Below are 22281 nucleotides of genomic sequence, written 5' to 3'. Positions count from 1 at the left end.
ATTCTTCGGGTGCGGGCCGTAAGCGACGTGGCGTCAGTGCTGCAATGCGGGGTAGTCCGTGTAACCCTCTGCGCCACCGGAATAGAAGGTGCTCGGGTTGGGGGTATTCAAAGGCAGATTTTCCCGCCAACGGTATGCAAGATCAGGATTGGCGATGGCGGGCCGTCCGACAACCACGGCGTCGCCGATACCATCGGCCAAAAGGGACAGCGCTTCATCACGGCTGGTGATCTCGCCGAATCCACTGTTGACGAGCGTCGGACCACCGAATGCCTGCTTCAGACTCTGGACGAGTTCCCCGGCCGGATTCTTGTGCAGGATACTGAGATACGAGAGACCGAGGGGCGCAATCCGATCGATGAGCGCCAGGTAGGTCGCCCGCACGTCGTCGGCGTCCTTCTCGTAGGCATCCTGGATGTTGTGTTCGGGAGAGATACGGATTCCGACTCGGCCTGCGCCCACTGCTTCGACAACTGCCTCGACGACTTCAGCTACGAAGCGGGTTCTGTTCTCCGGTGATCCGCCATAGGAATCGTCACGTCGATTGGACGCGGGTGACAGGAACTCGTGGAGCAAATAGCCATTTGCACTGTGAATCTCGACGCCGTCCATCCCAGCCGCGATCGCATTCTTCGACGCTTGCACGAACTCCGCAATAACCGAGGGCAGTTCATCGGTTCGCAGTGCGCGCGGCACAGGGTAGGACTTCTTGCCGTCGTAGGTGCGGGTTTCGCCTTCGATGGCAATGGCACTCGGCCCCACTACCTCACGGCCGCCGGTCGTTCCCTCGTGTGTCACCCGGCCGGCGTGCATGATCTGGGACACGATCAGCCCACCTTCGGAGTGCACTGCGTCCGCAACGTTGCGCCATCCAGCGATCTGCTCGGGCGTGACGAGCCCGGGCTGACCAGGGAAGCCCTGCCCTGCGTGGCTCGGATAAGTCCCCTCGGTCACGATGAGACCGAGCGAGGAACGCTGCTTGTAATGCTCGACCACCAGGGGGCCGGGAATCCCGTCTCGTCCCGATCGCACGCGGGTCAGCGGAGCCATCACCAGCCTGTTAGCGAGCTTCAGTTCACCTAATGTCAATGGGGAAAACAACTTCACGGGTTCGGCTCTTTTCGTTGGCGAGACTGCTTCTTAGTTCCATTTACTTACAGTCGCCAACCTTCGAGGGTGGTGAGCTATTCCGATCCGAGACGATCATCACGCGTTCAACAGCATCGAGAAATCGATTTGCCGAGGTGTCAGCTCTCCAACCTGGCGCACAGTCCCAGTCACCGGGAGGCTCCACACTTTCCAGTGGTCTTTCGACTGTACTGAATCTCGTGACGAGCACCGAATCGAACACCCAGAGTCCGATCCAGCCCATCCCCGAAGCCCAGGTGGCGGAATGGAATTACGAAGCCGACGTTGTTGTCGCTGGATTCGGCGTTGCCGGAGCCGCGGCCGCCGTCGGAGCGGCACAGGCAGGTGCCGATGTCCTGGTGCTCGAGCGCACCGGTGGATGGGGTGGCGCGGCCGCGATGGCCGGTGGCTTCATCTACATGGGTGGCGGTACACCGTTGCAAAAGGCCTGCGGATTCGACGACACCGTCGACAACATGAAGGCCTTTATGAAGGCAGCCTTGGGGCCCGGTGTCGACGAGGCCAAGATCGACGTCTATTGCGAGGAAAGCGTCGACCACTATCACTGGCTGGCCGATGACTGCGGAGTTCCGTTCAAAGAGAGTTTCTGGGGCGAACCGGGCTGGGAGCCCCCAGACGATGACGGTCTGCAGTACACCGGAGGGGAAAACGCGGCACCTTTCAGTTCCGTCATTCCGCCGGCGCCGCGAGGGCACGTCCCCCAGATGAAAGACAAGCACGTCAGCTCCGAAAAGGGCGGCGGATACATGCTGATGAAGCCACTGACCGACAGAGCTGCAGCACTCGGAGTCAGGTCCGAGTACGACATGCGGGTTCAGTCACTGATCGTCGATACCGACGGACGGGTTGTCGGCGTCCAAGCCAAGCAGTACGGCAAGAACGTTTCAATCCGCGCACGTACCGGAGTGGTGCTGGCCACCGGGAGTTTTGCCTACAACAAGACGATGGTCGAGTCGTATGCACCCAGGTTGATCAATCGTCCGGCCGCGTCGATCGAAGAGCACGATGGACGCGCAATCCGAATGGCGCAGGCGCTCGGTGCCGACCTCGCGCACATGGATGCCGCTGAGGTCGCATTCTTCAGTGACCCACAAATGTTCATCCGTGGAATATTGGTCAACGGACGTGGCCAGCGTTTCATCAACGAGGACACCTACCCCGGCCGGGTAGGACAGGCTGTTCTGTTCGAAAATCACAACGAGGCGTTCCTCGTCATCGACGAGGCCGCATACGAGGTCGCGTTGACTACGCAGACTTCGACTCCGCAGCTTCGGCGCCAACCCACCTGGGTCGCCGAGACGGTGGAAGAGCTGGAGTCCGACATGGGATTGCCTGCAGGCGCTCTGCAGTCGACAGTCGAGCTGTACAACCGTCATGCCGTGAACGGTGAGGATCCCTTACTGGGTAAGAAGACCGAATGGGTCAAGCCCATAGGCACTCCGATTGCTGCGATCGACCTCCGCGGCATGACGGGCGGGTTCACCCTGGGCGGACTGCGGACGACTACAGCCTCCGAGGTGCTCCACGTCTCCGGCGAACCGATCCCTGGCCTTTTCGCTGCAGGTCGCTGCACCGCAGGTGTCTGCGCGGGCGGTTACGCCAGCGGGGCGTCGCTCGGGGACGGCAGCTTCTTCGGCCGTCGTGCCGGCCAAAGCGCGGCCAATGGAGGCTGAGGAATTCTATTTCCTCAGCGGCGGACTTTCGCGGTCACGATCAGGTACTCCCATTTCATTGCTTTCCCTTCGTAGAATTGGCCGGCCAGCTCGATCAGTGAGCCGTCCAGAACTGCGATTGCGGCATGATCGTCCGCGATCCGCCGGTACACCGCGATCGTCGGACCGTAGTTCTTTTTGAAGTAGTGCACGAAGTCCTCCGGCCGGGCGAACGTGTCGACGGTCAGTGTTCTCGCCTCAGCGGTCAATTCGCGGACCCGAACTCCGAACAGACCGCGGACGTGCGGCTCGTCGCCCCACAAGGGTGGCGGCTGTGCGCCGGGAGGTGGGGGGAGCGGCATACGGCTTCATCGCCGAAAAAATCTTCCCGATGAAGCCGTCTGGCGTCCAATTGATGAGCCCGATCGTTCCACCGTCCCGGCAGACGCGTACGAGCTCGTCCGCAGACTGCTGATGATGCGGGGCGAACATGACGCCGACACACGACATTACGATGTCGAACTCGTTGTCCGCGAACGGAAGAGCCTCGGCGTCACCCTGATCCCGCTGCGACGTCGAGCACTCGCTGACCGGCCTCGACCCCGCACGCACGCACGAGTGTCGGCCCGAGTTCTCGAACTACTTCGGCAGCGACGGCAGGATAGTTTCCCAGCCCCCACATGGTTCTGTGCGCCGCCTTCAGCGCACGGTCGGCATCGACAAATTCTGTGGGGTCGGTCATTGTCCCGCTCCTTCGACGTTGATTGGCTATGGGTCGAAGAGTAAGAATGTGAGCTGCGCTTATCCAGTACAGGATCTGTACCGGGGACACTATGTGCGACGCGGACTAACCCGAATGTCACCCACCCTGCTGTCGAAACGCCTCCAACAACTCGCTGTAGCCGGGGTTGTCGAGACACGCTCGAGTCCGGCGACCTGACCATCGACGGGCCGGCAACGCTGCGCCGCGGGATGCCGAATTGGTTCACCCTTCCGAAGTCCGCGGCGGTGCCCAGACCCTGATCTGTGTGAGGACGTCGAAAACGAGGCATCACTTCGAACGCGGTGTCTCAGCGTCACCGAGCATCGGTACGGTCACTGAACTCGGCGTGGTCGCAGTGTCGAACACTCCGACGAATTCACTGCCGAGCACCGCAGGACGCGGCGGTGCAGTCACGTTTACGCCATCGGTAGACGACGGCACCAGCGAGCATCGTCAGCGACACGCCCGCAAGGATCGGCTGTATCGGTGCCCACAATCCCAGCGCGCCCGAGGTTCCGAGCGCGAGTAGTACGAGTTTGTTGCACACCGGGCAGCCGACTGCGAAGAAAGTCGATACGACCGCGAGCGCGGCCGGAGTGCTGGTGCGGTCGGCTTGGGATGCAGGTTTGTCGATACCGAACCAGGCGGCTGTCAACAGTGCGGTGGCGAGCAGCACCGGAAGCTCCCATATTCGCACCGGCACTTCGCGACCGAACACCGGAGTATCGATGATGTCGGTGGGGATACCAACCACAACCAGGGTGATCATTCCAGCGAGTGCGCCGTGCACAAGCCGAATACTCCATTTCCGGGCACCCGTCGGACCGGCGGGGTCCTTCGGAAAAGCAGTTGCCATACCGCTGGAGGGAAGGCCATGGGTAATCGACTCGGACATGTAGAGGCGTCTCCTACCGGTTGTAGTTGATGGGTATGGTGTCCCTCTGAGGGTATACCCGGATAGGTATCCGAGCCGGACCGCTGTTTGACGAAAGGCAATGCATGACATCGACATCCCGATCCACTCGCCGTAGAGATGCGTGGTTGCTCGGCATTGCAGTGCTGGTCGCCGCTGTCCTCGTCGGAGTTCTCGTAGCGGGCACACGTGGCAACGATCAGTTGGAGTCAGCGCAAAGCGTGCGATCGAACGCGGCGCCGGAGACTGGACCACTCGGGGATCTCGCTCGACGCACTCCCAGTGATCCGATGGCCTTGGGTGCGATCGATGCTCCAGTGGTGATGGTCGCGTTCTCAGATTTTCGATGCCCGTTCTGCGCGCAATTCAGTCTTGAAACCGAACCGCAACTGGTCGATCGGTATGTCGAGGACGGCACGCTACGTATCGAGTGGCGCGATCTTCCGATTTTCGGGAAGCAGTCTTTCGATGCGGCCCGTGCTGGTCGCGCTGCCGCTGCACAAGAGAAGTTTTGGGAGTTCACTCATGCGGTCTATGCCGATGCACCCGCGACCGGGCATGCGGACCTCACTATCACCGCACTCGAATCCTTTGCGCAGCAGGCCGGAATTCCAGACCTGGCACGCTTCACCGCAGACGCGACCGGGACGGAGTTCGACGTCGCCATCAATGCTGACTCCGACGAGGCTCGATCGTTGGGAATCCCAGCCACGCCAGCGTTCTCGGTGAACGGCGATCCGGTTCTCGGAGCACAACCCCTCTCGGAGTTCGTGGACCTGATCGACACCGCCGCGGGAGCATAGACACAGATGTCACAGATCGGACTTCTCGGAGCATTTCTCGGTGGCCTGCTGGCATTGGTGAGCCCCTGTTCGGCGTTGCTGCTGCCATCGTTCTTCGCATACGCCTTCGACGGGGCCGGCAAGCTCGCTGCAAGGACTGGGGTCTTCTACTTAGGGCTGGCCGCAGTACTGGTACCACTCGGAGCCGGTGTCGGTGCCATCGGTTCGGCACTAACCCGGTATCGGGAGATCACCACGCTGGTTGGGGGATTGGTAATCATTGCTTTGGGGATAATGGTCATCGTCGGTCGCGGTTTTTCACTGGGATCGGCGCAACGGGCGGCCGCGCGCATCGATATATCGTCCAACGGGTCGGTGCTCGCACTCGGCGCTGTGTACGGGCTCGCGGGCTTCTGCTCCGGACCGTTGCTCGGCGCGGTTCTGACAGTAGCCGTGGCCGGAGGGCAGGCCATCTACGGCGGCGTGTTGATGGCGCTGTATGCAGCAGGGATGGTTGTGCCTCTCTTCGCGCTCGCTCTGGTCTGGGACCGATTTTCGCTCGGATCGCGAACGTGGCTACGTGGCAGAGAACTCAGTATCGGACCGCTCCGCACTCACACCACATCGCTGGTATCGGGGCTGTTCTTCGTTGCCATCGGAGTGATGTTCCTTGTCACCGAAGGAACGGCCAACATCGGCGGTGTGATGGGTGTCGATAGTCAGTATTCGCTACAGGTGTGGATCGGAGATGTCGCCGATTCGGTGTCGAACGTGGCGGTCTTGCTCTTCGGGATGGTCGCGGTGATCGTCGTCTTGGTAGTTCGGTTGATCCGCAGCCGTGACCGCTTCATCGATGATGCCCCCGAACCAGCGGTTGGATCGAACGATGACCGCATTCGGTGACGAAGAAAATCGGTAGTGATTCGCCCCTCCAAACACGGTCAGTAGGTCGCGCGCTCGGCCAACAGCGCCAACCTGCGCAAGGCCTCCGAGTTTCGAGGATGCACCGCAGCGTGCTGGAGTGAGTCCGGAAGCAGACTGAAAGGTTTGCTCGCAGCGTGTTCGATCATCTGGATTCGACAACCGCGCGCCTGCGGGTGCAATCGAACAGTAATGTGAGCGGTCCCGAACGGCAGGGCATGCGCCCGGAGTTGGAGCTCCCGGCCGGGGTAGGAGTCGAGGACGGTAGTGGTGTCGTCCAGTACCGCCGGCCACAGGCCCACCGAGTGATGGATCGATGAACCTTGCGACGGCCATGTGCTGTCGACTGCGCGGATGCGGGATGCACCCACGACCCACATAGCGTATTTCCAACCGTCGGCCAGTACCGACCAGACAGCGTCGGCGTCGGCGTCAGTGGTTCGTTGTGTCCCAGATGTCATACCTAATATCACTACCCGAATACGGCCGCTCTGGCGATGGGTACCTCTGCAAGGTGTCCATCTTGCTGGACGGGGTTTGCCTGCAGACAAGGTGGGGCACTCCCCAGTACCAATACGGAGGTGCCGGTGACCGTTGCACGAGAGCGTTCGTTTCCATCCATCAGTGTCGACGACGGAGTTTATGCGCCTCAGGAAGATTCGTACCTCCTGTGTGCTGAGATTGCTGCGCACTCCGGACTCGCTGGCGCCCGGGTTCTCGACCTGTGCACTGGCAGTGGAATCGCCGCGATCGAAGCTGCACGACGCGGTGCCCGGGAGGTAGTTGCGTACGACATTTCTGCCCGGGCCGTGGCCTGTGCACTGTCGAATGCCGACGCGAACGGCGTCGACGTCGACGCACGCGTGGGGACGCTTTCCGACGCGCAGCAGGACGCGCAGTTCGGTGTCATAGTCTCCAATCCGCCGTACGTACCCTCACCCCGTCCTCCGGTTGGGGTGGGTCTGCACCGTGCGTGGGACGCCGGAGACCGCGGCCGAGTCGTGTTGGATCTCCTCTGCGCGCACGCGTTCGATCTCCTGGTGCCGGGTGGAGCAGTGATCATGGTGCAGTCCGAGCTCTGCGGGGTAGAGGAATCTCTCGACCGGCTAAGGGATACCGGGCTCGATGCCGAGGTGATACGCCGTCGAACGATCGATTTCGGGCCAGTGCTTCACGAGCGCGCAGCGTGGATGGAAGCGGCCGGCTTGATCGAGGTGGGATGTCGAAGCGAGAACCTGATTGTCATCGAAGGTCGTCGCCCAGTCGACTCCTGATTCGACACCCGGTTGATTCACCACGACCTGGGGTAGTCGGTGCTACATGAGAAGAGACGACGACATCGAATCCGAGTCCACCGAGCCCAAAGGCGGTCGGCCCGGGCCGACGGACGAAGGTAAGACCGGCGGAATGGCTACTCGGGAAGTAGCTCCGGAAGTCGCCGAGAACGAGGACAAGGACAGCTGACCGCAGGGACGCCGCGACGCTGACAAGTGCTGCGGAAACACGTCGTCGTGTGTTTCGTACTCACGGCCTTGGGTATCAGAGACAGTGGCACTGAAGCAGATTGGCGCCTCGAAGTGTACGAGTAGCCATAGTCTGGAGTCCGAATGTCAATCGACGAAACTATCGAGTCCGTGATCTGGCTCGATCCGAGCCCATTGGACAGCTGGTGGGACCGAGTGATGAATCAAAGTCCTGTCGCTCCCGCCGCACGAAACTGATAGTCGGTCTGGCCGCTCGAAGGCCAACTCTTCCAATGAAAAGTGAAGGAGTAGTCCCATGAAGGCAGTTACGTGGCACGGTAAGCGTGATGTTCGCGTCGACACGGTTCCCGACCCCATCATCGAAAAGCCCACCGACGCCGTTATCGAGGTCACCTCGACGAATATCTGCGGCTCTGACCTGCACTTGTATGAAGTGCTGGGCGCCTTCATGAATCCAGGAGACATCTTGGGTCACGAGCCGATGGGCATTGTTCGTGAAGTCGGTAAAGAGGTAACCAACCTCGCTGTCGGCGATCGAGTGGTGATTCCTTTCCAGATCTCGTGCGGTAGCTGTTTCATGTGCGATCGCTCGTTGTACACACAATGCGAGACCACCCAGGTGCGCGAGCAGGGAATGGGTGCGGCACTGTTCGGTTTCTCCGAGCTGTACGGCAGTGTTCCAGGAGGACAGGCCGAATATCTGCGCGTTCCTCAGGCACAGTTCACCCATATCAAAGTTCCATCAGGAGCGGCAGATTCGCGGTACGTATACCTCTCGGACGTGCTTCCGACAGCATGGCAGTCCGTTATGTACGCCGACATCCCCCCGGGCGGTTCGGTGACCGTCCTCGGTCTCGGCCCCATCGGAGATATGGCCGCCCGCATCGCAACTCACCTCGGCTTCGACGTCATTGCGGTCGATCGAGTTCCCGAGCGGCTTGCCCGCGCACAAGCCCGTGGAATCCGGACGGTCGATCTCGCCCAACACGCAGGGGAGCTCGGCGACGTGATCCGAGATCTCACCGATGGACGCGGGACCGACTCGGTGATCGACGCCGTCGGGATGGAAGCACATGGTTCACCTGTGGCGAAGGCTGCGCAGCAGCTCACCGGTCTGCTACCGGACTTTCTCGGTAAGCCCATGATGCAGAAGGCCGGAGTCGACAGACTCGACGCGGTGTACTCCGCAATAGACATTGTTCGTCGCGGCGGCACCATCTCACTGATCGGCGTCTACGGCGGGGTTGCCGATCCGCTCCCTCTTCTGACCATGTTCGACAAGCAAATTCAGCTGCGCATGGGCCAGGCCAACGTGAAGCGGTGGGTAGGGGACATCATGCCTCTGCTCGGTGACGACGATCCGTTGGGTGTCGATTCGTTCGCCACCCACACTCTGCCCCTCGAGCAGGCCCCGCACGCGTACGAGATTTTCCAGAAGAAGCAGGACGGCGCGGTCAAGGTCATTTTGAAGCCCTGAGCGAGTATGGGGGCGAAGAGCTTTCGTCGGTCACAATTCAGACGGCGAAGGGTTGTCTGGTTTCAGGCTGTCCTCGTCCAAAAGAGACTCCAACAACCGGACAGTCAAGTGCACGACTTGGTTCTCTTCTGCGCCCGCTAGCTCGTCGAGGGTTCCCGCTGCGCGTCCCAATGCGATACCCGCCAGCACTGCCACTGCCATCTGGGCTCTCAATCGTGGGGAGTCGAGACCTGCCTCCTCCATCCGATCTTGTATTCCCGCAGTGAGTTTGGAGTCGATCCGAGCGGTCGCTGCGGTCTGAATCGCCGGATCGTCGTGTGCGCGAACGACCGCTTGCAGCACGGGGCTCGGACCGACCTGGTGAACACGCCGAATAGTTGCCTCGATCCGAGCGGGATCGAGCATGTCCGACAGGTGCGGATTCTCGTTTTCCGTCGGTAGGGTTTGGATGTACAAGGCAGCTTTGCTACCGAAATAGCGGGCGATCAAGGCAGGATCAGCGCCTGCCTTTTCGCCGATTTCCCGGATCGTCGTTCGCTCGTATCCACGCGCACCGAACAGTTCGGTTGCAGCTTCGAGAAGATCTTGCTTGGTGCGGTCTGAGTCGCGAACGCGGGCTACCGGGCGTGTTTGGATCATCGTGAATCCTCACTCTGTCCTCTGCGGCTGGCGATGTCGTAGGCGAAGCTGCCGGTGGCGGCCGACTCGATGCTCTCGTCGACCAGTCTGGCAGGCAGTTTTTCGGCGCGGCTGCCTCGATAGGATAGTGCAAAAGCCAAGATTGCCGTGCCCGTCCATAGGCCGATACCGACGATGGCGGTTGCGGTGTAGCCGGCGCTATCCGGGAACGTCTGGCCTGGGGATGTGTAAATTGCAAGCACGGTGGCGCTCAAAGCGCTGCCCACCGCACCGCCGACCGTGCGTGCTACTTGATTGACTCCTAGTGCGCTCCCTGTTTCGTGTGGTGGGACCGCGCTGACGATGAATGCCGGCATCGCGGCGAAGGTGAACCCGATCCCGAGGCCGGCTACCCCCATGAGTACGAACACGACCCATAGTTCGTCTCGACCGATCAGGAACAGCGTGAGCGCGCCGGCGAAGGCCATCGCACCGATCGGCATGATCATCGATCTGCTGATCCACCGTTCGGCCAGGGGAAGAAGTCTGTTCGCGAACACGCTCGTCAACGAGAACGGCACGAGTACGAGGCCTGCCACCATCGCCGACCGACCGAGTCCGTAACCAGTGTCGGACGGTGTCTGTACGAAGCGGATGACCGCCGATGACAGAACGAACATTCCGATACCGGCGAAAAGTCCGGTGACATCGGCAGTCAGGACCGCAGGTTTGGACAACAGCCGCAATTCCACGAGCGGGAATCGAGTCCGCAGCTCGTGGAAAGTCCAGCCCACGACGACTGCGAGGCCCACCGCTGCACATCCGATCGTCTGGAACGAAGTCCAACCCCAGTGGCTGCCGGAGGTGAGCGCAATCAGTAACAGAGTCAGGCCGATTCCGAGGAGTACCGCACCGACGATATCGAGCGGCTTGCGCGGTACGTGCCGACTGGAAGGTACCGACGTGATGGCACCGACCAACACTGCGAGCGAAGCCGCAGAGGCGACAACGAAGCACGCGTGGTAACCCCAGAGGTGGGCAATAACGCCAGTCAGGGGGTAGCCGAGACCAATGCCCGCTACCGCGGTCACCGACAATGCCGCAACGGTACGTTTGGCCTCGGCCGGTGTCAGGTGATCGCGCGCTACCGCCATCGCGAGCGGCGCGAGCCCCAGCCCGACACCTTGGAGGCCACGCCCGACGAGCAAGAGTGCGAGGTTGCTGGGGATCGCCGCCAGGACACAACCGATGAATACGACCGACAGCGCTCCGATGATCACGGGTCGTCGGTGGGGACCGTCTCCGAGACGGCCGAGGACCGGAACGGTAACCGCACCCACCAGCATCGTTATCGTCAGCGTCCACTGGGCACTTGTGAACGAAACCGAGTATGCGTCGGCAACGGTTGGGATCAATGGGGCGCCGACGCTGCTGACGATGGCGACGACGGTACAAATTGCGGCCAGGACCGGTACGAACCCGCGGGGGGGTGCGAGCTGATCCTCCGGTTTGTCATCAATCGATGTCATCGCTTGATGTTATACCGAGGTCGGCGCTCGGTCCGGACCGAAGTCATCTATCCGACCGTGACACGAGTCAGCTGGGCCTGTGGCTTTCGGATTCGGTTGCATTGTGTGTTCGAGGCGCGGATTACGGGTAGTTGCCTATGGCATCACACTCGAACAGCGGGAGCCTCGGATGAGCGAACTGACCTTTACCATCGGGCACGAGGAGTTGGTGATACGTCAGCGATGGGAAGTCGTCAGTATCGTCAACGACATTCTGATTGCCGTCTGGTTCATCGTGGGCAGTGTCTTGTTCTTCGGCGAGACGACTGCAGTCGCGGGCACATGGTTGTTCTTGATCGGCAGTGTCGAGCTCTTGATTCGCCCGATGATCAGGCTCGCACGACGCATCCACATCCAACGGGTCAGGCAGGGGACTGCTGTATCCGACACCAGTGACGACTACTGACCGAAGCGTGGGGTGTCGAGCGAGATCGGCGCCGACGCGATCAAAGTCCTGAGAGTCCCGGAATGCAAGGAGAAAACAGTGATTTTCATTGTCGTGAAGTTCGAGACGAAGCCCGAGTGGACGGAGCGCTGGCCCGAGCATGTAGCCGAGTTCACCGCAGACACCCGCGCCGAGGCAGGCAATTTATGGTTCGAATGGTCTCGGAGCCTCGAGGATCCATCCGTCTATGTATTGCTCGAAGCCTTCCGCGATGATGAAGCAGGCGGTGCACACGTCAACAGTGATCACTTCAAGAAGGCAATGAAAGAACTCCCGCGGGCTCTTGCGTCGACGCCCAAGATCGTCAGCCAGACCGTGGATGCTTCCGGCTGGGGCGCGATGGGCGAAATGTCGGTCGACGCTCAGTAGTCGCAGGGGCGGTTGAGTTTCGTGATGGTTTCGACCCCGACAGCGCATTCGGCTACGAAGCCTCGAATTCTCTGATTTCCGTTTTGCGTGAGATGAGTCACGGAATGGTGCTCCGAAGAGAAACTCTACCCCTAGGGGAGAGTAGGTTCGGGAACAGTGCTTTCCTGGGTCGCCCGTCCTGGGAGGTTGCGCTCGACACCGACGAGTGTTCAACACCTCGCATCTTCGGATCACCCCCACATTCCTCGACAGAGAATGGAGCATTTATATGGCTTCCGCGGCCACCGCAGTTCAGACGATCGAACCGCAATGGACGGTGTGGTCTGCGCTGCGATCGCCGAGGCGGTTACGGATCGAGGTTCTCGCCGGGCTGGTGGTGGCGTTGGCTCTGATTCCAGAGGCGATCTCGTTCTCGATCATTGCCGGCGTCGACCCGCGTGTCGGGTTGTTCGCGTCGTTCACCATGGCGGTGACCATCTCGATCGTAGGGGGCAGACCTGCAATGATTTCGGCTGCCACCGGTGCAGTGGCCTTGGTCATCGCGCCATTGGTGCGGGACTACGGCGTCGAGTATCTGATCGCGACAGTCATTCTCGCCGGGGTGCTGCAGATCCTGCTCAGCGTGGTGGGGGTCGCCAAATTGATGCGGTTCATCCCACGCAGCGTCATGGTGGGATTCGTCAATGCGCTGGCGATACTCATCTTCATCGCCCAGGTTCCGCACCTTCTCGGGGTTCCCTGGCTGGTGTACCCCATGGTTGCGATCGGGATCGTAGCAATGGTGTTCTTGCCCAAGTTGAGCACCATCGTTCCTGCGCCGCTGGTCGCGATCGTGTTGCTGACGGCGGCGACGATCGTGTTCGCGCTGAACGTTCCGAATGTCGGTGACGAAGGGGAACTTCCGTCGAGTTTGCCGTCGCTACTTCTTCCTGACGTCCCTGTCACGTTCGAGACGCTGAAGATCATCGCCCCGTACGCTTTCACGATGGCCATCGTCGGTCTTCTCGAGTCGCTGATGACTGCGAAATTCGTCGACGACATCACCGACAGTCACTCGAACAAGACCAGAGAGTCCTGGGGTCAGGGTGTCGCCAATATCGTCACCGGATTCTTCGGCGGTATGGGGGGGTGCGCGATGATCGGGCAGACGATGATCAACGTCAAGACCTCCGGCGCACGAACTCGGATCTCGACGTTCCTCGCAGGCGTGTTCTTGCTGATTCTCGTCGTCGGTCTAGGCGACATAGTCTCACTGATCCCGATGGCCGCGTTGGTGGCGGTGATGATCATGGTTTCGGTCGGCACCTTCGATTGGCACAGCATCGCCCCAGCGACGTTGCGGCGGATGCCCACGAGCGAAACCCTCGTCATGGTCGCCACGGTCGCGGTCACCGTTGCGACCGACAATCTCGCCTACGGGGTTGCGGTCGGCGTCCTGACCGCGATGGTCTTGTTCGCGCGACGCGTCGCGCATCTGACCGAGGTCGTCGATGTGGCACACCCGGACCCAGACACCCGCGTCTACGCAGTGCATGGTGAGTTGTTCTTCGCCTCCAGCAACGACTTGATCTATCAGTTCGATTACGTCGGTGACCCTGCCAATATCGTCATCGACATGTCGTCCTCACACATCTGGGATGCGTCGACCGTCGCGACTCTCGATGCGATCACCACCAAATACGCAGCCAAGGGGAAGACCGCGACCATCGTCGGGTTGAACGAGGCCAGCGCACAGCGACTCGGGCTGCTGAGCGGGAATCTCGGCGCAGGGCACTGACGGGTTCACGCGTGCAAAGAAGGAGCTATGCGGATATGCCTCAACGCCAAGACGACGCGGCACATATGCAGATCGGCAACGTCGCAGCGCGAACCGAACTGTCCATCAAGACGATTCGTCACTACGACGATGCGGGCTTGGTGACTCCGTCGGCGCGAAGTAGAGGCGGGTTCCGCTTGTACACCGAATCAGATGTGCAGCGGTTGCTCGTCATACGGCGCATGAAACCACTGGGATTCACGCTGGGGGAGATGCGCGAACTTCTTGCCGCTCTCGACGCGCGAGCAGATGGATCCGCCGACCACGAGATACGAGCAACTGCCGAGCGATACGTCGACGAATGCCATCGTCGCGCCGAAACCACGTGCGCTGAATTGCGAACACAGCTCGCTTACGCCGAAGAATTCACTGCACTCCTTGCGCAGCCCTGATCGTCACACTCCGGCAACACCCAACAGTTGTCCGATCAGGTAGGTCACGATCATGGCCAGCGCGCCGCCGATGACGATGCGCCACATTGCAGGGCCCGGCCTCGAACCGCCCAGGCGCGCGCTGACCTGGCCGGTCAATGCCAGCGCCAACAGAACCGCCACGAAGGTCACCGGAATTCGAGCTGATGCCGGTGGCGCGAGTATCGCAATGAGGGGCAACGCTGCGCCCAAAGTGAAGGACAGAGCAGACGACAGTGCCGCCTGAATCGGGCTGGTCAGGTTATCCGGGTCGATATGGAGTTCGGCGTCGACGTGCGCTGCGAAAGCGTCGTGCTCGGTGAGTTCGTGAGCGACGGTCAGGGCAGTTGCCCGGCTGAGCCCCTTGCTTTCGTAGATCGAGGTCAGCTCTTCGAGTTCCGCGTCGGGATCATCACGCAGCTCCATTTCCTCCTTGGCCAGTAGGGACCTTTCGCTGTCCCGTTGGGTGCTCACCGACACGTACTCGCCGAGTGCCATCGACACGGCACCTGCGACAAGACCGGCGACGCCTGCGGCGAGTATCGGTCCCCGCTCGGACGAAAGTGCCGCAACGCCGACGACGAGTCCTGCCGTGGAGACGATTCCGTCGTTGGCGCCGAGCACACCCGCGCGCAGCCAATTGAGCCGTGACGTCAGACCGTCGTCGTGCTGTTCCCCAGGGTGGGCTGCGTACTTCTCATCGCCTAAGCCGTTCGACTCGCTCATTGCGCAAACGCTAGTTTCGATCTCGGATGCGCGCCAGCAATGTAAGGCTTCCCGTAGTCCGTCTGGCGGCTGTCGCCCGTGCCCCCCTCGCCTCATCGGTGTTGTCATTCGGAGTAGGAGGACTCATGATTCGAAGCGCAGGCTGCGGGGTAAACCCCGGACTGCCCCACTGTCAGCTTTGCAGCGGAAGCAAAGCACACAGTCAGGTGTGTCGTTCGCACTCTGGTGTCGAGTAGATCGGGTAAGGACCTTATGTCACGTACACGTATTCGCGTGGTGGAGCGCGGGCCCATGCTTGTGGACGGTCCGGTGGAGATCACCATGCCCGACGGATCCCAGGTTGTATCGGATCGCAGTGTCGTCGCGCTCTGCATGTGTAAGCGGAGCAAGATCTATCCGTTCTGCGACACCAGCCACCGTGCTCGCCGAGAGCGGACACCCGCAGCGACGATCGGTCGAGCCGTCGACGACGCCGTCGAGTAGACCGGCTCGCCGCTTGACACCGAGGCGGGCCGTCGAAGCACTGCCCGAACTTTTGAAGACCACCGTCAAAAGTCGACGATTGCCGAGATGTGCGTCTCCAAATTGATTCGCACCCTTCCCGACGGCGGCGGCGTGCCCAATCCGAAAGCGCGCACAACTGCCGCAACCGAGGCGCCGCCGAGTGCGACATCGCTGCCGAGTTGGGGCCAAGTGGACAGCGACACTCCGATTTCCGGTAGCGAAGCGAGCATCCGGGGAGTCAGTTTCGTGGGGTCGAGAATCCGCGCAGCCATCGGTGCTTTCTGCTCCGGCGTGATGTCAGCCAGGGAGCGGGCATCGAGATCTCCGAGGAGGCCGTGTAGCAACGGTCTGGTCGGTTCGAGATCGAATCGCTCGACATCGAGTATTCCGCCGTCGCTGGTCTCCATCAAAACTGGTATGCCTCGACTTCTGGCGGCCTCACGGAGAGTCAACTTCGCGTCGAGCGAATCGCATTCGTCGATGACGATATCGAGTCCGTCCATGAACGTGTCCATACTGGAGGCGATCAGACCTTCGGGGTGCGTAACCACTGTCAGGTATGGATCGAGTTCGGCGATTCGGCGTGCCGCGACCGTGGTCTTGTTGATGTCGAGGTCGAACACCGATGCCGGGACTCTGTTGAGATTGGACAGGTCCAGGACGTCGAAATCGGCGAGTCTGAGCTCACCGCACAGCCCTTCGATAGCGATGGTGTGCGCCACGGCATGCCCCACGCTGAGCCCGACGACTCCGACGCGCAGTTCGGTCATCCGCTCCTGCTCGGAGAGGGTGATTTTGTTTCTGTTTCGGTCCAGTCTCAGAGTCCGAAAGCCTTTCGGCCCGAGAAGCTTCACAAGGGAGTTTCTCCACGGATAGTGAATCCACCGTTGTGGCTCGTCGAGGACCTCTGCCGATGGGCTCGGCAAAAGACCCATCAACGATTCGAGTTGGTTTTGTGATGCATCGAGAATCCGCATTCCGGGTAGGGCCGCTAGTTCCTCGACGGTCGCTATATCGCTCTCGAGGGCCGAATTCAGTATCCGATGTTCTGACACGTGGCTCTCACTCTTCTCGTTCGGACGCTCGAGCAGGTGCTCCGCTGTCGTCAAGATAACCGATCCAGGTGCGCTCAGTGTTCACTGAGGTCCGATACGACTGCGAAATCGGTGTCGAAAGTCTTGACAGAGTGTGTCGTTGGTACCGGAAATATCATTTTCCGCAGTGCTGGGACAAAGATTTACGACCTTCGAACAGTCAAATGTTGCACGACCAGGAAGAATTACCTGGTTGCCACTTGGCAACTGAACTGTCGGCGCCCGATGGCGTCGGCTTTCGCCCCCCTAGCCGGGGACCTTTGGAACCCGGTATGTCTTCTTAGGAGAAACCGTGTCTGCACCTACGACAGTCGATTACCGAACTGCAACCCCTAGCGCGAACTGGGGTTCGCGTGCCGCTCGGTCGAAGCTTGCAGGGATGCGTCGGCCCGTCGACGCATTATTCGGCCCGAGATTCAGCCACTGTGAGGGATCGATGACTCTCGTTGCGGCGATGCCTTCTGCAGCGCCGGAACTCTGGACGAGGTATGTCGACGGTGCTTGGTCGTCGTACTCGCGCCATGGTGTGACGTGTGCTCTCGACATCGACGAAGTGGAATCGGGCGCGACGACGGCGTTGTTCTATGTCGTTCTCGGACCTGACGGGGAGATGCTCGGTGGTGTTCGGGCGCAGGGTCCTTATACCTATGTCGAGCAGTCTCATGTGTTGACCGAATGGGCGGACTCACCGGGGCTCGACGTGGTCAGAGGTCAACTCCGGACTCGACTTCCGCACGGAATCATCGAGATGAAGAGCGCGTGGGTACGAGAGGGAGCGCCGGCGCGGGTGATTTCGGGACTGTTGGCGAGAACGGCGCTGCCGACGATCGAACTGACGGGGAGCAGGTATTTGTTCGCAAGTGCTGCCGACCATGTGCTTCGTCAGTGGGAAACATCCGGAGGGCGAATCGACACAACTGTGCCGGCTGCTGCGTACCCCAGTGATCAGTACCGCACGCGCTTGATGTGGTGGGATCGGGAGACGATTGCACGAGAAGCACATGCGGAGGTCTGGGGCCTTATGGAAAGCGACGCGCGTGCGTTGACCGGAAACGGCTATCACTCTTCTGCAGTCGCATAGTGGACATCAAAGCTTCGACTGCGGGGAACTATCTTCGAGGGGATAACGATTCATCGGACTGCCGCGTCGAGTTCCACGTGACCATTATTGTCCCGGCGTGTGACGCACGGTCACGGCCACTGGATTTGGCGGCGTAGAGGGCGTTGTCGGCGGCGTGCATGAGTGTATCGATGACTTGCTCGACGTGGGGGCTCTCTAATTCACCGTCGATGTTGAGCCTGGGATCGAGGACGGCACGTACGTCGGCAGTGACCGATCCGATACTGACGGTGACCTCGCATTCGGAGCGGACACGCTCGAGAATGTTCGATTCGAAACAACGGCTTTCGGTAAGGGGAGTCAATACGAGAAATTCTTCGCCACCGATGCGAGAGACGATCGTTCCTTTCGATCCTGTCTCCTCGGTTGCATGAACGAGGGCATCCGCAATTGTCACGAGTATGAGATCGCCTGCAGCGTGGCCATGACTGTCGTTCACGGCCTTGAAATGGTCGATGTCGATGACATGGGCGGACAACTGACTGCGACTGTCGCACGTACGGTCGAGCAACGCTTCTACCTGTGTCATCATGCCGCGGCGATTGAGCAGACCGGTAAGTGGATCGGTATTCGCCAGAACGTTGAGGCGCTTGTTGACGGTGAGTAGAGACCGGCGAAGCGTCGCGATCAGAATTACCGGTACCAGCACCGACGTTGCTCCGGCGCCGATAGCGACGATAGTGACCGCAACGCCGGAGGACGAGAGACTGACGGCCGACAACCACGTCGCCATTGCCACCGAGCCTGTGGTGAGAGCAGCGGTCATGCGGGGCGACGAGCCGGACGCTGCAATCGCAGGTACGACGGCGAGCAATGACGTCACTGCCCGCGTACCTGCAGGATCGGCGATGAGGTAAGCCGAAATTGCGACACCGATCATGCCACCCGCACCGAGCACGGCGAACTGGTTATCTGTCAGTTTGCCGACATGCACGGCGTACAGCACGGTAATCGCGGTGAAGACGACGATCGCGGTCAGGAGGGGTAGCGCGCCGTCGCGAAGGAACGACGGTGAGATCAGCGCAATTGCCAGTAGCGGCAGCGCCCCAGAGGCGCTCGTGATCACCATCGTTGTCCGCGTGTCGAATCGCGTCCAGAACGACTTCGATTCGGACTTGTTTCGGCGCAAGGTTGCGCTCATGTATCAATAGCCTCGGTTCGCCGCCTGATGTAGCCGACAGCATATCGCGGGGACAGTCAGCCCGACGATCTTGATGCCCCGGCGCGCTGGACTTTTCTATCGTCGTGAAGGCAGGCTAGGTCGCGAGCGGGGTTTGCGGCGAGGACTGAATCAGTAGACGTTTGATCACCTTGCCGGTTGCTGTCCGCGGAAGCTCGTCGAGAAACGTGACGTCGCGAGGCACCGAGAATCGGCTCAGCCGATTTCTGATGTAGAGACGAACCATGTCATCGTCCAGTCCTGCGGCGCCGCGCATCACGACGAATGCGGCCAGCCTCTGACCGTATTCCTTGTCCGATACACCTACCACTGCGACCTCGCCGACTTGTGGAAGATGAGCAATCGCATCCTCGACAGGACCAGGAAAGACGTTCTCTCCACCTGAGATGATCATCTCGTCGTCCCGGCCGCTGACGAACAACCGGTCGTTGCAGTCCAGGTAGCCCAGATCGCCGGTGTCCATCATGTCCGCCCCCAGGCCCGCTGTGACAGCAGGCGTAGCGCCGTTGGTATATCCGTTGAACAGCATGTCGTTACCAACGAAAATTCTACCGACAGAGCCTCGCGGAACCGGATTACCGCCGCCGTCGAGAATGGCCACAAGAGTTCCAAGTGGCGGCTTTCCGGCCGTCGTAGGAGCAGCTCTGAGATCGGCAGGTCCAGCGACCGTTGCCCACGACACCTCTGTAGAGCCGTAGAAGTTGTACAGAACGTCACCGAATGTGTCCATGAAGCGGGTGACCATGGAGCCTGCCAGAACCGATCCGCTGCAAGCCACTACCCGCAGACTCGAGGTGTCGTACCGCGCGCGGACGTCCGCGGGTAACTCGAGGATGCGTTGGAGCATGATCGGCACCGCGATGAGCGAGGTACAACGATTATCTGCAATCGCCTGCAAGCAGGATTCGGGTTCGAATCTGTCCTGCAACACAACCGTCGACTGCAGCGGTGTACTGAGCTGAAGTGCAGCAAGACCCCAGCTGTGGAAAAGTGGCGCGGCAATCATCATTCGCTCGTTCACCCGCAGCGGCATCTTCGACAACATCGCCGCGATCGTTCCGAACCCTTTGGCAGTGGGGCGGAATGCGCCTTTGGGAGTTCCGCTCGTTCCGGAAGTGAGAACAACCAATGTTCCCGGATGCTCAGGCCGAACGAATGTCGCGGACGGGGGTGCTACCAGCTGCTCGAGCAGCCGCCTACCCGGCACGGTCGAGCGCGAGGAGAGGCCGATTCTCGGCACCTCCTGGGCCACATGCGAGACGATCGAGTCGAACTCGTCGTCAGCGAACAAGGCCTTCAACTGATGGTGGTCGGCGATACTTTCGATTTGGCGTGCTGCCAAGCCGGTGTTCAACAGCACCACGTCTACCCCGAGCAATCCGCAGGCGACGGTGCACTCGGTCATTGCGATGTGATTGCGCGCCAAAACCCCGACGGCGTCACCGGAGCGAAGACCCATCGCGTACAAACCCGCAGCTATGCGGTGTGACCGTTGATGTACCTCTGCGAACGTTCGGGTTCCTCGGTCGTCGATAAGTGCGATGGCGTCCGGTGATGTCGCTGCGGCTGCCCCGAACCCGCCGCCCAGCGTGAAACCCCATTTGGATAAAGAATTCAGTTGCCTAAATGCGAGATCTGGGCGTGCTGTGCGGATGACACCGGTTTTGTACATTGTCTTGGCGATATCGAGTTGCACAGTCCGGGAGTTACCCGAGCCGGAGAGAACAGAGGTCTGCTTCCCCGCCAGGTAGTCGGCAAGGTGCGCGAACCCCGCTCGCAACCAATCGCATACAACGCTGTTGCGGTCGGGAACACGCGAGTACGCACCGTTCAGAGATGCTTTGAACACGGTCACTTCGACTGTGCATCGCCCCGGCGAATCCTCGGTGAGGTGGACATTGACGAATCCGCCGGAATCGAGATGAGTGATCGACATCGTCGTTCTCACGTAATCGAGATCGAGACGCAAAGCGTGATCGATGCTGTCGGCCCTTGCCGTGAACGCTCCCGGAATCGACTCCGAGACAGGCAGGCAGGACTCGATTCCCATGAAGAACCGGCAATACCATTCCGGCGCAGTCACGATTTCCCAGACTTGATCTTTCGAATGCTCGAAGTCGATGGTCACATCGATCACGTCGGACAACATAGCTGTTCCGCCCCCAGTCAGACGTGCGCCCCACCAGTGCGGGGATTGCTTGATCCGAACCCAATATCGGATGGTAGACGGCAACTGGCACGCCTGAGCAGCGTTCGGTAAAGGTTTTTCAGATCAGGCTGGACGCGCCCGAGTGCCACGCTGTAAGTACTCGGTCACCCAGCGCAGCGTCCACAAAATCGAGTGCACGCATCCCGAAGACGATGTCGGACTCGAGATGGGGTTCTGTACGAATGAGGCCGCCGACGACGTCGTGACGCAATAGTTGCTCGTGCACGGCGTCTGCCTCGACGTGCTCGGCGTAGAAATCGATGCAGGCCTGCGGTGCCCCCAGCCGCGCCAGGCCGGTAACCAACCGCTGTGACCCGGGCGAGGACGTGATCTCAGTGGCAGCGAAATGCCCGACCGTCGCACCGCGCAGTCCCCGGTGCAGACCGAAGAGCGACATCAAATTGACCCACGCGAGCGTCTCGGCAGGCACTCGATCGGTATATCCGAGGTAAGTCGAATCCAGGTCGGCGGCATCCATGAGGTCTGCCCACAACTTCTGATGTACTCGCTCACCGCGCCCGCCGCCGTACTCGTCGAACTCGACCGCGACGTACGACGCTTTTGCTTGTCCGTGCAGCCGAGGGATCGCCCATGCGTGCGGGTCGGCTTCCTTGAGATGGTAGATCGACCGGTGAACGAAGTACTCGCGCACGTGTTCCCACGAACCTTCGTCGCGCAGATACCAGGAGGGCCCGGTACCCGAAGAATGCGCTACGGACAAGTACTCCATTTCGGCAATCGCGTCGTCGCCTGGCTCGACGCTGTCGCGGAGATACGACATGAACGACTCTTCCAAGCCTGCGCGGAATCGCAGCACATCCGGATCCCATTCCCAGCGGTCGTCGACTCCGGCGAAGCCTCGATAGTGCAACTCGTAGCAGGTGGCCAACGCCACATGGAGGTCCCGAGACATCGGATCCACTCCACCGGCAGTCGGGGGCGCAGTTGTCGACTTACCGGTGATGAAGTCCATGACACCGGCCGACAAGGGACCACAGGGTGCAGGTAGGGGAGGCGAAGAAACGAGTGCAGTACTTGTCATCGGACCTGTTTACCCCTTCCGGCCGAAGCCAATCTCCTC

Annotated in this window: 22 protein-coding genes and 1 pseudogene; 12 read left to right on the top strand and 11 right to left on the bottom strand. The window is 60.6% G+C overall.

Annotation, left to right across the window (positions count from 1 at the left end):
• Positions 1 to 33: 33 nt before the first annotated feature.
• On the bottom strand, positions 34 to 1107 hold the full coding sequence (locus H2510_RS18775) for an alkene reductase (RefSeq protein WP_186629795.1): 1074 nt from the start codon (positions 1105 to 1107) through the stop codon (positions 34 to 36).
• Positions 1108 to 1361: 254 nt separating this feature from the next.
• Between H2510_RS18775 and H2510_RS18770 the strand changes: the two genes are divergently transcribed.
• Entirely contained in the window at positions 1362 to 2822 is a 1461-nt protein-coding gene (locus H2510_RS18770; RefSeq protein WP_315901443.1) for an FAD-dependent oxidoreductase, read from the top strand.
• Between the two features lie 14 nt (positions 2823 to 2836).
• On the opposite strand, the pseudogene H2510_RS18765 reads toward H2510_RS18770, so the two are convergent.
• Positions 2837 to 3543: pseudogene (locus tag H2510_RS18765) on the bottom strand (class I SAM-dependent methyltransferase).
• A gap of 397 nt (positions 3544 to 3940) precedes the next feature.
• The gene (locus H2510_RS18760; protein ID WP_261393046.1) at positions 3941 to 4459 is read right to left on the bottom strand and encodes a hypothetical protein; all 519 of its coding nucleotides are present in this window, start codon (positions 4457 to 4459) and stop codon (positions 3941 to 3943) included.
• A 104-nt stretch (positions 4460 to 4563) separates the two neighbouring features.
• Between H2510_RS18760 and H2510_RS18755 the strand changes: the two genes are divergently transcribed.
• Positions 4564 to 5280: a thioredoxin domain-containing protein gene (locus H2510_RS18755; RefSeq protein WP_186629793.1), complete on the top strand. Its 717-nt coding sequence runs from the start codon at positions 4564 to 4566 to the stop codon at positions 5278 to 5280.
• Positions 5281 to 5286: 6 nt separating this feature from the next.
• On the top strand, positions 5287 to 6162 hold the full coding sequence (locus H2510_RS18750; RefSeq protein ID WP_186629792.1) for a cytochrome c biogenesis CcdA family protein: 876 nt from the start codon (positions 5287 to 5289) through the stop codon (positions 6160 to 6162).
• A gap of 38 nt (positions 6163 to 6200) precedes the next feature.
• Here H2510_RS18750 and H2510_RS18745 read toward each other — a convergent pair whose 3' ends face one another.
• Positions 6201 to 6641 carry an SRPBCC family protein gene (locus H2510_RS18745; RefSeq protein ID WP_186629791.1) on the bottom strand — a complete coding sequence of 147 codons (441 nt, stop codon included), beginning with the start codon at positions 6639 to 6641 and terminating at the stop codon, positions 6201 to 6203.
• 126 nt (positions 6642 to 6767) lie between these two features.
• Here H2510_RS18745 and H2510_RS18740 point away from each other — a divergent pair, with 126 nt between their 5' ends.
• From H2510_RS18740 to H2510_RS18730, 3 genes are all read left to right on the top strand, one after another.
• Positions 6768 to 7454: a HemK2/MTQ2 family protein methyltransferase gene (locus H2510_RS18740; protein WP_315901437.1), complete on the top strand. Its 687-nt coding sequence runs from the start codon at positions 6768 to 6770 to the stop codon at positions 7452 to 7454.
• 46 nt (positions 7455 to 7500) lie between these two features.
• Positions 7501 to 7644 (top strand): hypothetical protein, encoded by a 144-nt coding sequence (locus H2510_RS18735; protein WP_186629789.1) that lies wholly within the window; start codon positions 7501 to 7503, stop codon positions 7642 to 7644.
• Positions 7645 to 7959: 315 nt separating this feature from the next.
• Positions 7960 to 9141: a zinc-dependent alcohol dehydrogenase gene (locus H2510_RS18730; RefSeq protein ID WP_186629788.1), complete on the top strand. Its 1182-nt coding sequence runs from the start codon at positions 7960 to 7962 to the stop codon at positions 9139 to 9141.
• Positions 9142 to 9171: 30 nt separating this feature from the next.
• On the opposite strand, the gene H2510_RS18725 is transcribed toward H2510_RS18730, so the two are convergent.
• Both H2510_RS18725 and H2510_RS18720 read right to left on the bottom strand, forming a co-directional pair.
• On the bottom strand, positions 9172 to 9780 hold the full coding sequence (locus tag H2510_RS18725) for a TetR/AcrR family transcriptional regulator (RefSeq protein ID WP_186629787.1): 609 nt from the start codon (positions 9778 to 9780) through the stop codon (positions 9172 to 9174).
• The gene (locus tag H2510_RS18720) at positions 9777 to 11288 is read right to left on the bottom strand and encodes an MFS transporter (RefSeq protein WP_186629786.1); all 1512 of its coding nucleotides are present in this window, start codon (positions 11286 to 11288) and stop codon (positions 9777 to 9779) included. The genes H2510_RS18725 and H2510_RS18720 overlap by 4 nt, the downstream gene beginning before the upstream one ends.
• A 169-nt stretch (positions 11289 to 11457) precedes the next feature.
• Here H2510_RS18720 and H2510_RS18715 point away from each other — a divergent pair, with 169 nt between their 5' ends.
• The 4 genes from H2510_RS18715 (at position 11458) to H2510_RS18700 (ending at position 14349) form a co-directional block, all read left to right on the top strand.
• Entirely contained in the window at positions 11458 to 11733 is a 276-nt protein-coding gene (locus H2510_RS18715) for a YrhK family protein (protein ID WP_186629785.1), read from the top strand.
• Positions 11734 to 11811: 78 nt separating this feature from the next.
• Entirely contained in the window at positions 11812 to 12141 is a 330-nt protein-coding gene (locus tag H2510_RS18710) for a putative quinol monooxygenase (RefSeq protein ID WP_186629784.1), read from the top strand.
• Between the two features lie 268 nt (positions 12142 to 12409).
• Complete coding sequence (locus H2510_RS18705; protein ID WP_186629783.1) at positions 12410 to 13918, top strand: SulP family inorganic anion transporter; 1509 nt, start codon at positions 12410 to 12412, stop codon at positions 13916 to 13918.
• A gap of 35 nt (positions 13919 to 13953) precedes the next feature.
• Positions 13954 to 14349, top strand: coding sequence for a MerR family transcriptional regulator (locus H2510_RS18700; protein WP_261393045.1), 396 nt, complete (start codon positions 13954 to 13956; stop codon positions 14347 to 14349).
• 3 nt (positions 14350 to 14352) lie between these two features.
• Here the strand turns inward: H2510_RS18700 and H2510_RS18695 are convergent, their stop codons facing one another.
• Entirely contained in the window at positions 14353 to 15093 is a 741-nt protein-coding gene (locus H2510_RS18695) for a VIT family protein (protein WP_186629782.1), read from the bottom strand.
• A gap of 252 nt (positions 15094 to 15345) precedes the next feature.
• Between H2510_RS18695 and H2510_RS18690 the strand changes: the two genes are divergently transcribed.
• Entirely contained in the window at positions 15346 to 15576 is a 231-nt protein-coding gene (locus H2510_RS18690; RefSeq protein WP_186629781.1) for a CDGSH iron-sulfur domain-containing protein, read from the top strand.
• Between the two features lie 65 nt (positions 15577 to 15641).
• Here H2510_RS18690 and H2510_RS18685 read toward each other — a convergent pair whose 3' ends face one another.
• Entirely contained in the window at positions 15642 to 16706 is a 1065-nt protein-coding gene (locus tag H2510_RS18685) for an Rv1355c family protein (RefSeq protein ID WP_261393044.1), read from the bottom strand.
• A gap of 277 nt (positions 16707 to 16983) precedes the next feature.
• On the opposite strand from H2510_RS18685, the gene H2510_RS18680 reads away from it, so the two are divergent.
• A complete protein-coding gene (locus H2510_RS18680) occupies positions 16984 to 17772 on the top strand; it encodes a hypothetical protein (RefSeq protein WP_315901436.1) in 789 nt (262 codons plus the stop codon).
• A gap of 28 nt (positions 17773 to 17800) precedes the next feature.
• On the opposite strand, the gene H2510_RS18675 is transcribed toward H2510_RS18680, so the two are convergent.
• The 3 genes from H2510_RS18675 to H2510_RS18665 all read right to left on the bottom strand — a co-directional run bounded on the left by H2510_RS18675 (position 17801) and on the right by H2510_RS18665 (position 22242).
• Positions 17801 to 18952, bottom strand: coding sequence for a GGDEF domain-containing protein (locus H2510_RS18675; protein WP_186629780.1), 1152 nt, complete (start codon positions 18950 to 18952; stop codon positions 17801 to 17803).
• Positions 18953 to 19067: 115 nt separating this feature from the next.
• The gene (locus H2510_RS18670) at positions 19068 to 21140 is read right to left on the bottom strand and encodes an AMP-binding protein (RefSeq protein ID WP_186629779.1); all 2073 of its coding nucleotides are present in this window, start codon (positions 21138 to 21140) and stop codon (positions 19068 to 19070) included.
• A gap of 118 nt (positions 21141 to 21258) precedes the next feature.
• Complete coding sequence (locus H2510_RS18665; RefSeq protein ID WP_186629778.1) at positions 21259 to 22242, bottom strand: iron-containing redox enzyme family protein; 984 nt, start codon at positions 22240 to 22242, stop codon at positions 21259 to 21261.
• Positions 22243 to 22281 lie beyond the last annotated feature (39 nt).

Origin of the sequence: Rhodococcus sp. BP22 (assembly GCF_014281965.1) — a bacterium.
GTDB lineage: Bacteria > Actinomycetota > Actinomycetes > Mycobacteriales > Mycobacteriaceae > Rhodococcoides.
This window is presented reverse-complemented; position numbering and strand designations above follow the sequence as displayed.

Coding starts and splice junctions, on each gene's coding strand:
- H2510_RS18725 (WP_186629787.1), bottom strand. CDS start 9,780: ATGATCCAAACACGCCCGGTAGCCCGCGTTCGCGACTCAGACCGCACC.
- H2510_RS18705 (WP_186629783.1), top strand. CDS start 12,410: ATGGCTTCCGCGGCCACCGCAGTTCAGACGATCGAACCGCAATGGACG.
- H2510_RS18755 (WP_186629793.1), top strand. CDS start 4,564: ATGACATCGACATCCCGATCCACTCGCCGTAGAGATGCGTGGTTGCTC.
- H2510_RS18715 (WP_186629785.1), top strand. CDS start 11,458: ATGAGCGAACTGACCTTTACCATCGGGCACGAGGAGTTGGTGATACGT.
- H2510_RS18735 (WP_186629789.1), top strand. CDS start 7,501: ATGAGAAGAGACGACGACATCGAATCCGAGTCCACCGAGCCCAAAGGC.
- H2510_RS18750 (WP_186629792.1), top strand. CDS start 5,287: ATGTCACAGATCGGACTTCTCGGAGCATTTCTCGGTGGCCTGCTGGCA.
- H2510_RS18690 (WP_186629781.1), top strand. CDS start 15,346: ATGTCACGTACACGTATTCGCGTGGTGGAGCGCGGGCCCATGCTTGTG.
- H2510_RS18670 (WP_186629779.1), bottom strand. CDS start 21,140: ATGTTGTCCGACGTGATCGATGTGACCATCGACTTCGAGCATTCGAAA.
- H2510_RS18695 (WP_186629782.1), bottom strand. CDS start 15,093: ATGAGCGAGTCGAACGGCTTAGGCGATGAGAAGTACGCAGCCCACCCT.
- H2510_RS18720 (WP_186629786.1), bottom strand. CDS start 11,288: ATGACATCGATTGATGACAAACCGGAGGATCAGCTCGCACCCCCCCGC.
- H2510_RS18745 (WP_186629791.1), bottom strand. CDS start 6,641: ATGACATCTGGGACACAACGAACCACTGACGCCGACGCCGACGCTGTC.
- H2510_RS18665 (WP_186629778.1), bottom strand. CDS start 22,242: ATGACAAGTACTGCACTCGTTTCTTCGCCTCCCCTACCTGCACCCTGT.
- H2510_RS18730 (WP_186629788.1), top strand. CDS start 7,960: ATGAAGGCAGTTACGTGGCACGGTAAGCGTGATGTTCGCGTCGACACG.
- H2510_RS18675 (WP_186629780.1), bottom strand. CDS start 18,952: ATGAGCGCAACCTTGCGCCGAAACAAGTCCGAATCGAAGTCGTTCTGG.
- H2510_RS18700 (WP_261393045.1), top strand. CDS start 13,954: ATGCCTCAACGCCAAGACGACGCGGCACATATGCAGATCGGCAACGTC.
- H2510_RS18760 (WP_261393046.1), bottom strand. CDS start 4,459: ATGTCCGAGTCGATTACCCATGGCCTTCCCTCCAGCGGTATGGCAACT.